Raw genomic sequence first — 12309 nt, forward strand, 5'->3', positions numbered from 1 at the left:
CGAATAGCCGCCTCATCTGCCTCTTCATCCTCTTCTTTTTGAAATGCTTAATTTTTTAAGTTCTTCTATAAAACAATCAAGATACTCCTTAGTTGCATATGAAAGTCTCTGTGTATTCTTATCTAATGCTTTTTCAACTAAACTTGCTTTTCTTTCAATTTCAAATGTATCTACACTATCATCAAGTAGGAATGCTGGTACTTTACCCAGTTTTGGTTTTCTCAAATTCGGCTTATCAAAAATCTCTCTTAACAATCTTTCAAAACCATCTTGAAAGACTTCGTCGCTTGATAAGTCAATGTACATTCTTCCGTTAACATAAAGTGGAAGGTATTCTTTCCCTGTTTCTTCATCTCTTTCAAAGACAATAGGAATAAATTTATTTCTTCCCAAGTCATCGTACATGGCAGGAGTTATAATTTGCGTTTCTGTTCCAACACCGCCCTCTCTTCCATCAGCTTTTTCAGAATAAAGCTTGTCTGAAATAATAAGGACTCGATCAATTGATTTATCTTTTATCATTTGCTCCATAAAATCATACTTATCCTGACCGACGTTTAAATCCCAAACATCTAAAATAACTTCTACACCCGATCCCACTAAAGATTTAGCTAATTCTAACACTCTTGATTTATGTTCTTCACTAGACCAACTATATGATATAAATACTTTTTTTCGTTTCTATAGTTTCCATTTACGTCCTCCAATCGTTTTCTCTTTTCATTTATAACTATTATAGTCAAACCAATTATAAGCATCATCCATTGTTCTCTCCGAATAATTTAATTAAAGTTAGTCGCATTAATTGAAATGTATCCCGCAAGCTCATCTCCACCAAATTCAGTAGATAACATTTTACCAGCCATTTGTAAAGATAATTCTGGAATCATTTATTCTTTTTTTTGACTATCCTCTAACATATTAATTAATATTAACTATTTCTCTAAAATATTGACATTACCTTGTTTATAAATGCTATTTATTGAACCATTTACAAAGTTATGTATATGTTGATATAACTGAAGAGCATGTGTAAGTAGTTTTTCTATATCTGTAGTTTTCTTTTCGTTTTCAAATTGTTAAACTTTATCCCAGGACAAGTTTCTTTACTTCTACCAAAAGATATCCTTTTATCTGCTTCTTCCCAAAGACCTTCCATTAATTTTCACTATCTTTATATATTATCCATTCATTCAAGCAAAACGTCTTCATTATAGTTAAGATTTCTAACCTCTCCATATTATCCATTAATGGGATTGTGTAGTTATTTGAGCCCCCTCATGTTTAAAGAACAGAAATTTCACATATTAAGTATAGCACAAAAATGTTTTCATTTTATTACAAAATAAAATTTTTTCTTCAATACTTTTTTAACATCATTATTCATATTTCAACCTTTCTTTTATAGACCATACTATAGACTAAAATCAAGGATTTTCCATCTCGAAAACCTGCATTCTTTCGTTGGACTAAAAAGAGTCTAGAATTTATAAGTTTTGGACTTTTATCCATAATTATATATTTTCATCTTTATTAAATAAAACTGATTTTCCCATTTACGAAAGAAGGTTTCTAAAAGAATTAATAGAAAAGACTAGAGTTTTAATTCCCACTCTAGTCTTTTCTTCTGTTTACTTTTCTAGCATTAATCCAGTTCTTTTCCATATATTTTATTTAATTTCTTTAAAGGACTCAAAAATAATTATTTATAATAGGATAAACTACAAGATCATTCATCTTTTTAGCTTCTATTTCCCCCATTCTCCTATTCTCGTAGTCCTCAGGGAATTCTTGAAAGTCTTTTAAAAAAAGTTTCTTTGGAATATGGAGTAGACAATATTCTAGATTTAACATCTATTTCCTTCGAAAAAATTCCTAGTACAGCAACCTGTAGCTCTATGGAAAAGTGAATAATCCAGTTTTTCTTATCATTAAATAAGCACCCGTAATCCAGTAAAAGAAACAAAGTAGCGCCATCCCATAGTCTTTGCAAGCAGTCACCAAAATCTTCTAGATTTTGGTTTAATTCTAATTCTATAATTTCAGTTTTGCCTGGAACACTTATGTGAGGTAGCCAAACAAGATTTTGAGCATTTTCATATTTTGATAAACCCAGTATGTCCTTTAACCCATGATCCATAAAATCCTCCAAATCAAATACATATGTTGAAACTGCTCCCTTAAACACCTTTTGAGGAATGCTCTCTTCAGCGATATATAGTTCATCTATTAGTGAGTACATTATCTTTAATTCATTAGAAGTAACTCTATTAATCACTTCCTATCCACCCTCTCTATTTATTTCTTCTTTCTCCTATCCCTTAATCTAAATTTTATCGGTTTTCTTTTTCCTTTTCCCCATTATTCAGCAGTCGGTTCCCCACCAGAAGAATGAGATCTTGTCGTTATTTTTTTCCATTTCGGGTATATATTTTACTTCCTTTGCTTCCCTTAGTTACTTTCCATTTTCCTTTTCTTAATCTACCTTCTAGCTGTTGTCTTGTCACATTTGATTCGTATTGTTTAACTTTTTTTCTTTTTTAATAAACTTTATTTTTTTATTTTTTTTCTTTCCCTTATTTTTTCCTTTACTTTTACTCTTACTATAAGAATAGTTACTTCCTTTTTTTGATTTATGCCACTTATAAACTTTATACCCAGCCCATGCGGCAGTAACTCCAAGTGCTACCCCCCAACCAATCGGTCCAAAAGCTGCACCTGCAACAGCTGCATATGCCATATTTCCGTCACCATCAAAATAAATCACTGGATTATTATTCGCATAATTATACCCATTCATCGTCTGAGGATCATCTTCACCCCCCGGATCTGGGTCATATGCCGTAAATACGCCTTGTTCGGGCTCATAATACCGCGCCATCAAGTAATACTGACCAAGCTCCTTATCATACGTGTAACCCGCATACCCATAAGGATTCGCCTTCGCTTCCGCGGTCGTTGCCGTATCTGAAAGCACATTTCCCCAAGCATCGTACGTATATTCCGCAACGAGCATTCCTGCTTCATTCGTCAGCGCCACGACATCCCCATGCGCATTATAGTGATAATAAAGTGTCTTCCCATTCATCTTCATCGCAAGACGAACATTGTCATCCGAATACACATACTGCCGTGTTACCTTTCCAGCCGCATCTGTCTCATACAAGACATCGATACTATCGCCATCATAATGATAATTCGTGACAACCCTGTCAACGTATGTATATGCCATTTTTACATTTGGCGAGTCCACTTTAATATCTACTTCTTCAGAAAAATCCCCAGTACAGCAATCTGTAACTCTATGGAAAAATGAATAATCTAGCTTTTCTTGTCATTGAATAAACACCCGTAATCCAATAAAAGAAATAAAGTGGCACCATTATCCCAAAGCCTTTTTAACAGTCACCAAAATCTTCTGGATTTTCGTTTGAATTAATTCTATAATTTCAGTTTCTCTTGGAACACTTATATGGGGTAACCAAACAAGATTTTTGGCATCTTCATTTTTCGACAAATTCAGTATGTCCTTAACTTATGATCCATAAAATTCTTCAAATCAAATACATATGTCGAAACTGCTCCCCGAAAAACCTACTGAGGAATGCTCTGTTCAGCGATATATAATTCATCTATTAATGCTTTAATTCATTAGAAGTAACCCTTTTAACCACTTCCTATCCTCCCTATTTCTTCTTTCTCCTTTTATTAAATCTTATAAATCTGCTTTTTCCAACCACTATCTCCAATACTTTACTGACCGAATACCATTTTTTAAAGTTTCCTGATTTTCTAGGTCAGATTCGACCAATAAGCATTGTTTAAAGAGTTGTTCCACCTGCTCCGTTCCAATATTTGTTGCAACATCTATCAAAAAATTGATAGTAACAAAACGAGCCACATTATTTTGAGAATTTACAAGTAAATTTTCTAGTTGTCTAATATAAAAACGCCACTCCTGTTCCTCGTCTATTAACAAAAACAAAGTAAAGAAATAACCTGCTCTTACAACATCATTCTGTTCATTTTCCAAATGTTGCTTCACAATCTCAAGGTAGCTTTCGTCTCCCATATCCCCTATATTTAAAACGGCATAATACCTCACCCAAAAATCTTCATCTACAAGAAAACTTACAAGTAACGGCAAAAATTGAGACATCTTGTGATAACCAATGTATTCAAAACATTTTACTTTCACTAGATTTATATCCTCTAAGTGTTTAACAATCTTCATTTTCACAACTTTTTTCTTATTGATTAATAAAGAATCAACTGCTGCTGCTCTTATTTCCTCATTTTGATTTTCTGTCAAACCTAACAGAAAGGATTGAACTGTTTTTCCTTTAGCATATTTTCCTAGCCCTTTTATTAGTTGCTTTTTTGCATCAATTGATTTAGTATTCTTTATTCTTTTTATTATCTCTTTTGCGTTCATAAATGAACTCCTTTAATACTTTTTTTTCTTTTTTGGGTTTCTTATTGGCTTTTTTTGACTTATTACTTTTCGAGGGGGTTCTATGAAGTTCCGCTCCTTTTTGTCCAGCTACAGAATCTTTCAACCCTGAATCATCTCCAGTAATTTTTTCCCTCTTTGAAAAATTCACTTGCGCTTCGCTTCCAAGTTCGCCTCAATATCATATTTATCAGTATTAAGCCCTAAAAACATCCAGAAAGGGCTTTAAACATCATTTGTCTAAAGCCCTTTCTTTTCCAGTATATCTAATAGTTCATTATATTGCATTAACAATTCATTCATAGGAAATCCATCTACCTGTCAAAATTAAGAAATTCAAAATCTAGTTTCCTAATCGTTTCAATAAATTTTTCTCCTACTATAATAATAGAACCATTGTTAAAATCAGCTATCCATCCAGAAAGAAGATTTTTTGATAGGAAGAATACTGTATCCCCTTCAGGTAGAAAATTAGGTTTCCATGATCCATCTTCATCTTTAATAGGAAAATTTTCATAAGAATTTACTTCATAGCACTCATGTTCCCAATTCAATATATAGATACCGTTAGGGAAACAACTTTCAAAAGCTGTTTTCAATTTTTCTCCAGACTCTATATATAATTTTGATACTCTATCATTTTTATCATACGAAAATAACATCAAGTTCCATCTATTTGCTTTACAGTGTAGATTAAATTTTTAGGTTCAATTTTTTTATAGTTATAATTCTTAAAGCTATAAATTTCGCCTATTTTTCTCCATAAAGTCTTTTCATTTTCTTCTTCCAAAATCTTCATTTTTACTATCTCCTTACTTTTCTAAAAGAACTATAATGATTATTAGTATAGTACCATTTCCCAGTATTTGATCTCACAAGTCTTTGTCGTCCTCTGTTTCCTCTTGTCTTATTCGTTCTGCCATTTTTCCTGTATATATCAAATTCAGTGTAGGTTCTTCTAGTTGGTAATTTCTTTTGTTTATTGCCGAATTTCCCACTAGAATATCCTTTTGGTTTATGCCCTTTCCCTTCATAATACTGGATAGGATTCGACCCTTGTAAATACTCCTTTTAATCATAATTCTTTTTAACGAATCTTAACCTCTTATCTAACTCAACTAACTTCATATTAATATGAAGTTCCTCTACGCTCTCGTCATAGGCTTGCTCCGATGCAAACTTTTTTTGTTTCATTTTTTTGAATGTCATAAATCCAATAGTTCTCTTCTTCCACAGTCTCATATGAACCACTTGCGTAACGTTTTGATTTCGCGATTAAAAAATCGTCATCCCAATTCACCTTTTGAATCGCATCTGGAATAATAGCTGTTCCAATATAATCCTCGGTACCTCGGTAAAGCGACGTTTCTTTACTATTAACTCGAATGAAATAAACACCTTCTGTAATGGCCACTTTATAGTCTCCACTTCCTGGTCCAAACGCACAACCGCTCAATACAAGCAAACTAATTAATGATATAAAAGCTTTTTTTATTTCTTTCATACGTCACCTCAACTATATCTACCTTCTATCCCAGTGTTCCGTAAAATAAATCTTTTTTTATTGTATATTTTATCTGGAGCTTGTAACATCTTTTCTTTTGTACGAATCAGTTTAAGTGAAATCTTTTTTTTCTTTTAATGCTTTTTCAAAAGCGACTTTTGTCTCAAACTTAGACAAGTCATCCTGTGAGAAGTCATAGATCCAGAAGAGAGGAGTCTTTTCTGGAAGATCATAGTAAAATTGGTCATCCGTTTGATCCGACTTGGCGATCAAATATTTTTTATTCCAATTCACCCAAGATAGAGGATCTTCAATAATAAGATTTTTTCCATCCTGAATCCAAGCATAGAAAATGACATCATTGCTCGTTTTAGTTAATATGCTTTTGTCTGTGACTTTTACATTAAAATCACCATCTTCCATCCAACTACAGCCAGTTACTATGAAAAAGCATCCAAATATACTTAATAGATACACAATTTTTTTTCAATTCATCTACCTACTTTATCGTTTAGTGTTGATCAAGACCATTTAGAAAGGCCGAAAATACTCCCTCTTCTGTGTATGCTGTGCTTAGTTTCCCAGATATGATATAGTTTCATTTGAGCAAATAATATAAGAAAAGAAGGGGATTCACCTCCCCCTTCTCTTCTCCTTTTTAAATTCTATTACGCATAAATTCAAGACTTCTTTATTTTATAACTAGCGAAGTAAAAAGATATGGATGATCCTCTAATAAATTTTTTCTTCATCTTTAATACGTTTTTCATAGGACATCAATTCTAAATCAATTTTCTTTTCTTTCAAAATGTTTTTAAATTCAGTTTCACTTTTGATTGGGCCTGTCAGTTGATTTTTTTCAAGATCCAATAGCCAATATGTTGGATTTTCATGTTTTTTAAACCATTTATTTGATTCTTCTTCGGTTTCTGTTTTAGCAATCAGAAAATCCTTATCCCAGTTCAATTTTACAATATTATCACTGCTATCCGAACTTGAATTTGTATGATTATCAAGTTGGATTTCTCCATTCTCGTTATCATGAATAACGTGTAAAGTTGGATAAATTTGCCATATTTCATATCTATCATTAACCTTAATCGCGTAATCAGCCGAGCCCGCGCATCCTGACAAGATTAAAATCATTACTACAAGTAATCCTAGAATCTTCTTCATCAAATCACCACTTCTCTATTGAACATCTTTGATAATTTTTATTTTAAATGGTTTAATTAATCCTAAGTTCGTCATCCATACACAATAATTATTTCCAAATCCAACTTGTAAATTGTCATACTTTCCCCATGCAAAATCGAATTTATCATCAATTACGACTTGAACCTTATAAGTACCATTTTTTCTTTTTTTTGAAAGTTGCTGTATATTTAACTTTGTTAAAAGCTGTATGCAGATCACTATCTGCTCCAGATTCAAATACATAACTACCTGTTACCGTAGCATTAGTTTTTCCTTTTTCAAGCATTTCTTTCTCAAACTTTCCATTGATCGTAAAGAAAAAGCCTCGATGTCCGTATGCTCGGTTAGCCACACTATCATTTTTATGCGTAATATTTTTTGGTTTATATAGCCAACCTGCTATCCCATAAGGGACTTGAGCATGCTTCATATAATTCGCAGTGATGATGTTCCCTTTTTTTGCGACCAAAGCCATCCCTGCTGTATACGCTCCCCTAGCAGCTAACGCTGTCCCAATATTTCTTGATTGGACCCCATTCTCATCTGGTTGTTGATCCTCTTCAGGGTTTAATGGATTCACGGCTAATTCAGTATATTCTTGTTGAAGTTGTTCCATTTCTATTTGACTTTCTTTTTCCATTTTAGATAACTCCACGATAGTTTCTCTAATTAAAGTATCTAAATCATTATCCAGCTTCGTATCATCAAAAATACCTTCAAAGTAAGTTTTGTAATCCGGATAAGTGGTTAAAAATTTTATAAGTTCATCAAAAGTTGCAGCTGAGATTGTTTTTAATGACGCTTTCTTAATCCATCCCAGTTCTTCACCATTTGGATAGACTAAATGTGCCCAAATTGTTGAATCGGCAGTTACTTTTTCCATATCTACCTGATAGAATTGGTTAAGATATTCTGAACTTGCGCCTTTTTTGCTAGCTCCAGGTGCATTGTAAACATTCTTCTCATAAATGAATTCATTTCCGAGAATGACTCCTGCGCCATAATTCACTTTTTTCTCAGAAATAATCTCAGTAAATTTATTTTTTTCAGTAAGATCTGCTACTTTCACATAGCCCGTTTTTCCGGCATAGTTTACTTTTATCCAACCGTTCTGAGTGCTTCCAAAAACACCTGTCACTTCAGCAAATGGTTCGACACTCGCAACAACCGCTGAGGAATCACTTCGATCTGCTCGAAGGGTCACAGCCTGGTTTGTCAAATAAGCGACATGGATTTCATTAAAGGCCCGTTGATCCATCCAACCTAACAGCTTACCGTCTACACTAATTTGATAATAGGTGGAACGTGTCGTTTTCGCAATTCGATGTATCACGGCTTTTTTATCCTGATAAGCGGTTGCCTGCGCAACCAACTTGGTTCCAATAACTCGGTAAGGCTCTGTCCAAATCGCATTCGTAGCCCCATTGGCAATGACTCCTGTCATATCCACTACCGTATTACTCTCGATCACATCATAGACATCAAAAGCGCGGCTATCCATCCACCCTATGGTTTTCCCATTCAAGCTGAATTGGTAATACGTACTATTCGGGTTTACCACTTTTCTCAGTAACTGGACTTGTTTATTCAAATAGTCACTAGCCGGGCCAATTCGAGTGGAGCCCATTTGTCCGTATGGCTCTGTCCATGCTGCATGTCCGGTTACGGTTTGTACAATCGCCGGTCGATTAAAAACCTCATTACTGGTCGGCATGGTATAAAAAGTAAAAGCCCGTTTATCTAACCATCCGACGAGTTGGTTTCCTATTTTCACTTGATAATAGATTCCACGCGCTGTTTTCGCTTCCCTTACCAATTTGACATCTTTTTTGGCATACGCTGTTGCGGTAGCACTCGCGACAAAAGTGGAACCTTCCGAATAATAAGGCGCTGACCAAAACGCATTCGTTTCTGGATAGGCGATATTCGCATCCAAATTAACCACCTTATTATAGTCAATTGTATCATAGGCGGTGGCTGCGCGTGAACTACTTGTCGTACCGTTAGGCGGCATAGGATACACAACCAATCCTGATGCCACCATCATTCCCGAAATCCCAAGTAACAATCCTTTTTTTAACACACGTCTGTTTTTCATGTTTGCTCTCCCTTTTTTCTTTTTTCTGTTCCCTCTCTAGTATACTTGATACTCCTTTTCAACACAATGAATTTTCAGAAATGTATAACTTTACTGTTGTTTTTCTCGTTTTATTTTTGAAAAAAAGAAGCAAAGATCACTTGCTATGCTATTGAACTGTCATTATATTCATTGTGACAGGATCATCATCAATTAAAGGAGCCGAGCTAGTCAGGCTATTCTACTTCTTTCTTCATTTATCAAGCCAAAAAAAGAGCCTGTATAGGCTCTTTTACTAAGACTTTATGGATTCCCTTATTTTATCCACTTCCGTAAACCAAGGAGCAGGAACAAGGTTCCGAGTCCAAGATAAGGAAGAATCGGAGTGTCTCCAGTTTGAGGAAGACGCACTGGGGTAGAATTGTTTTCCGTTTCTTTCTCCTTTGCTGGTACTGTCACGAACGTCCCGTCTTTGATTCCCGTTGTCCCTTCAGGATTATCCTCTAGCTGTCCACCTGGATTCTCCGGTTGACTCGGACTTGGATCGAACGGCGTAGGATCAGGTTCTGGGATCGGATCTGGATCTGGATCTGGTTTTGGTTCCGGATCTGGGGTCGGGTTGATCCAGTCTTTCACTTTCCACTGCGCATAAAGCGTAGTTTCAGTCAACTCAGACCAACTCTCTCCAGGTTGGATGGTCTCTCCTAACCCATCCGGTTGGGTATTCCATCCTCCAAACGTATACCCTTCCCGAGTAGGCGTTTCCGTTGGAACAGAAGGATAGTTCTCTACGGTAAAAGATTGAGATTCTGGTACATTCGTTACCGCTTCCATCGTATTCGCGTTGTAATGTAGGGCATACGACTGAATAGACCACGTGGCTTGAAGCGTTAACGGGGAATTGGGCATCGTCTGGGTTTCGAAATCCCAAAGTACTGTTTCTTCCTCTGTTTCATATGCCCATCCTTCAAACGTATAGCCCTCACGTGTTGGGGCATTCGGTTTTGTCACTTTTTCTCCCGGAAAGACTTGTTGTGTGTCATCGGAAGTTAGTTCGCCCCCTGCCGGATCATAGGTCACCGTTTGATTCTCCGCAAACTCAAAAGGAATCCTTACCCATACCCCATACTTCGGATAGTTTGGGTCTACTTGAGCATAAATAACTTCTCGGTTAGGAAATCGATGTTCTAAGGTTTCTAGATTATAAAAATAAACCTGATTCTTTTCCGCATCATAACCACCAAAATTTGTTGGGCGGGGATTTCCACTATATCCTCCATAGACTAAATCAGTGAAAGAAGAACCATCCGGTTTGATCAATACATTATCTACGTAAATAGGTTCATCTCCCCGTACATAACGGAAAGGTAAGGTTACTTCTTGGTTTTGTAACCTTAAATCAGTATGTGCAGCAAAGTTTTCAATCACTGATAAATCGACAATCTGATTGTATTGCAAAGTCACGGTCGCGTTTAATGGAAGCTCATTCACAAAACGCGCATCAGCTAGTTGATTGTGTGCTAAACCGATATTTTTTTAACTTCGTCAACTTCGTAAACGAAGGAACTTCTGTCAGTTGATTGTCACTCATATACAGTTCTTCTAGATTGATCATGTCTTCAATAAGTGCCAAGTCCTCCGCACGATGAATGCCCGTATGGCTTACGTTCAATCGAATCAAATCCAATCCTTTTAAACCGCTAAAATCTTCTAATGGAGTAGAACCTAACGTTAAGAATTTCAAATCAGGTAGAGCTTGAAGCCCTTCTACTTTCGTAATCGGATTCCCATCCAAGTTCAGACGCGTTAACTTCGTCATATTTTGGATAAACGAATAATCATCAATGCCACAATACGCCACATTTAATCCTCGAAGCGTGGTTAATTGATTTAGTGGGCTCCAATCCGTAACCTTTGAATTGTTACTAATGTCTAACGTTGCTAACGCTGTTTGGTGACGCAATCCTTCCACACTCGTTAACTCTGTTGTCTGAACCATTAAATTATTTAAAGGAGCCATTCCCTCTAAGAAATCCAAATTGGTACAATTCGTACCATACAAGTTTAAAACTAATAGATTGGGTAATCCTCGCAGCGGGGTATAATCTTTCACATCTCCATAGATGTTCAAGGTTTGCAATCCCTTTAATACGCCAATCCCTGCTAGACTATCGTCTCCCCAATACTCGAGTGTTAAACGTTCCAAACTTTCCAATTGCTTCCGAGACACCAGATTGCTCGGTTCAAATTCACCCAGCACTTCTTCTTTCACACGCAGTGCAAGGCTTGGATTGTTTGGAATCCATTCGTCAATGCTTTTGACTTCGTTCGGATCTTCTGCCTGTGTTTGAATCCCTTTTGAAGCGACAGGTTCAACCGCTGCCTTCGAAACGGCAAGAGATTGATTAGGTCCCTTTTCCTGGCCTGTTGACTCCACCGCCTGCACCATTGGGCTCCCTAAACTCACTAATAACGCTGCTGTCGGGACAACCGCCCAACTCTTTTTCATATTCATCTCTTTTCTCCCTTCCATTCCCTCTTTTAATCGCATGGCTTCGCCTTTTTTCAGTCTATCCTCCTTCACGCGTTCCAGTTACGCTTTTTTAAAACAGGTTTGTCAATTCTCTTCACATCTCTCACAACCACTCCCTCGGAAGGGCTTTTTTATTTCAATAATCGCCGAATTCCCAGATACAGAAATACGCTGCCTAAACCAACAGCTAAACCCATAGGGAAAGGCCGATCTCCAGTATGAGGTAGTTTCGCTGGAGTTCCCCCTGAAGGAGAAGACTCTTGACTCGACAGAATAGGATCGTGTGACTCAACAGATTCTTGTGTTATGTCCCCTCTTTCAGGTGTCGGCTGTTCAGGTTGAACTGGGGGCTCAGGGTCAACTGGATCCATTGGATCTATAGGTTGTGGTTGTGGATCTGGATCTGGGGTTGGCTCAGGAAGTGGATCGACCATAATGGTATCGGCCTTCCACTGTGCATACAGAACAGATTGCGCCGCATCGGACCAGTCTTCTCCTGCCGAAACAGATTTCCCTTGCCCATCAGCTTGTGTATTCCACCCCAA

The 12309-nt window shown here is 36.3% G+C and carries 13 protein-coding genes and 2 pseudogenes; all 15 read right to left on the bottom strand.

Annotated elements, in window-relative coordinates:
* Positions 1-24: 24 nt before the first annotated feature.
* A complete protein-coding gene (locus tag MFLO_RS15965; protein ID WP_206538314.1) occupies positions 25-663 on the bottom strand; it encodes a toll/interleukin-1 receptor domain-containing protein in 639 nt (212 codons plus the stop codon).
* Between the two features lie 1117 nt (positions 664-1780).
* Complete coding sequence (locus MFLO_RS06125) at positions 1781-2278, bottom strand: hypothetical protein (protein ID WP_036097064.1); 498 nt, start codon at positions 2276-2278, stop codon at positions 1781-1783.
* A 225-nt stretch (positions 2279-2503) separates the two neighbouring features.
* Positions 2504-3217: pseudogene (locus MFLO_RS06130) on the bottom strand (RHS repeat-associated core domain-containing protein); the annotation flags it as partial.
* Between the two features lie 522 nt (positions 3218-3739).
* Positions 3740-4435, bottom strand: coding sequence for a HEAT repeat domain-containing protein (locus MFLO_RS06135; RefSeq protein WP_036097065.1), 696 nt, complete (start codon positions 4433-4435; stop codon positions 3740-3742).
* Positions 4395-4604 (bottom strand): hypothetical protein, encoded by a 210-nt coding sequence (locus MFLO_RS15680; protein ID WP_036097066.1) that lies wholly within the window; start codon positions 4602-4604, stop codon positions 4395-4397. The genes MFLO_RS06135 and MFLO_RS15680 overlap by 41 nt, the downstream gene beginning before the upstream one ends.
* Before the next feature lie 163 nt (positions 4605-4767).
* A complete protein-coding gene (locus MFLO_RS06145) occupies positions 4768-5115 on the bottom strand; it encodes a DUF2716 domain-containing protein (RefSeq protein WP_051993530.1) in 348 nt (115 codons plus the stop codon).
* A complete protein-coding gene (locus MFLO_RS15560) occupies positions 5115-5252 on the bottom strand; it encodes a hypothetical protein (protein WP_156065835.1) in 138 nt (45 codons plus the stop codon). The genes MFLO_RS06145 and MFLO_RS15560 overlap by 1 nt, the downstream gene beginning before the upstream one ends.
* 5 nt (positions 5253-5257) lie before the next feature.
* Positions 5258-5497 carry a ribonuclease domain-containing protein gene (locus MFLO_RS17195; protein ID WP_077913170.1) on the bottom strand — a complete coding sequence of 80 codons (240 nt, stop codon included), beginning with the start codon at positions 5495-5497 and terminating at the stop codon, positions 5258-5260.
* A 112-nt stretch (positions 5498-5609) separates the two neighbouring features.
* Positions 5610-5957, bottom strand: a complete 348-nt coding sequence (locus MFLO_RS06155; RefSeq protein WP_036097068.1) for a DUF3997 domain-containing protein — start codon at positions 5955-5957, stop codon at positions 5610-5612.
* Positions 5958-6068: 111 nt separating this feature from the next.
* A complete protein-coding gene (locus MFLO_RS06160; RefSeq protein ID WP_036097070.1) occupies positions 6069-6380 on the bottom strand; it encodes a hypothetical protein in 312 nt (103 codons plus the stop codon).
* A 309-nt stretch (positions 6381-6689) separates the two neighbouring features.
* Positions 6690-7133: a DUF3997 domain-containing protein gene (locus MFLO_RS06165; protein ID WP_036097072.1), complete on the bottom strand. Its 444-nt coding sequence runs from the start codon at positions 7131-7133 to the stop codon at positions 6690-6692.
* Positions 7134-7299: 166 nt separating this feature from the next.
* A complete protein-coding gene (locus MFLO_RS15040; RefSeq protein ID WP_077913169.1) occupies positions 7300-9252 on the bottom strand; it encodes a GW domain-containing glycosaminoglycan-binding protein in 1953 nt (650 codons plus the stop codon).
* 294 nt (positions 9253-9546) lie between these two features.
* Positions 9547-10722: an InlB B-repeat-containing protein gene (locus tag MFLO_RS06175; RefSeq protein ID WP_036097074.1), complete on the bottom strand. Its 1176-nt coding sequence runs from the start codon at positions 10720-10722 to the stop codon at positions 9547-9549.
* A 10-nt stretch (positions 10723-10732) separates the two neighbouring features.
* The gene (locus MFLO_RS06180) at positions 10733-11740 is read right to left on the bottom strand and encodes a leucine-rich repeat domain-containing protein (protein WP_206538313.1); all 1008 of its coding nucleotides are present in this window, start codon (positions 11738-11740) and stop codon (positions 10733-10735) included.
* Positions 11741-11895: 155 nt separating this feature from the next.
* Positions 11896-12309 (bottom strand): annotated as a pseudogene (locus MFLO_RS15970) (hypothetical protein); the annotation flags it as partial.

This window comes from Listeria floridensis FSL S10-1187, assembly GCF_000525875.1.
In the GTDB taxonomy this organism is placed as follows: Bacteria; Bacillota; Bacilli; order Lactobacillales; family Listeriaceae; genus Listeria; species Listeria floridensis.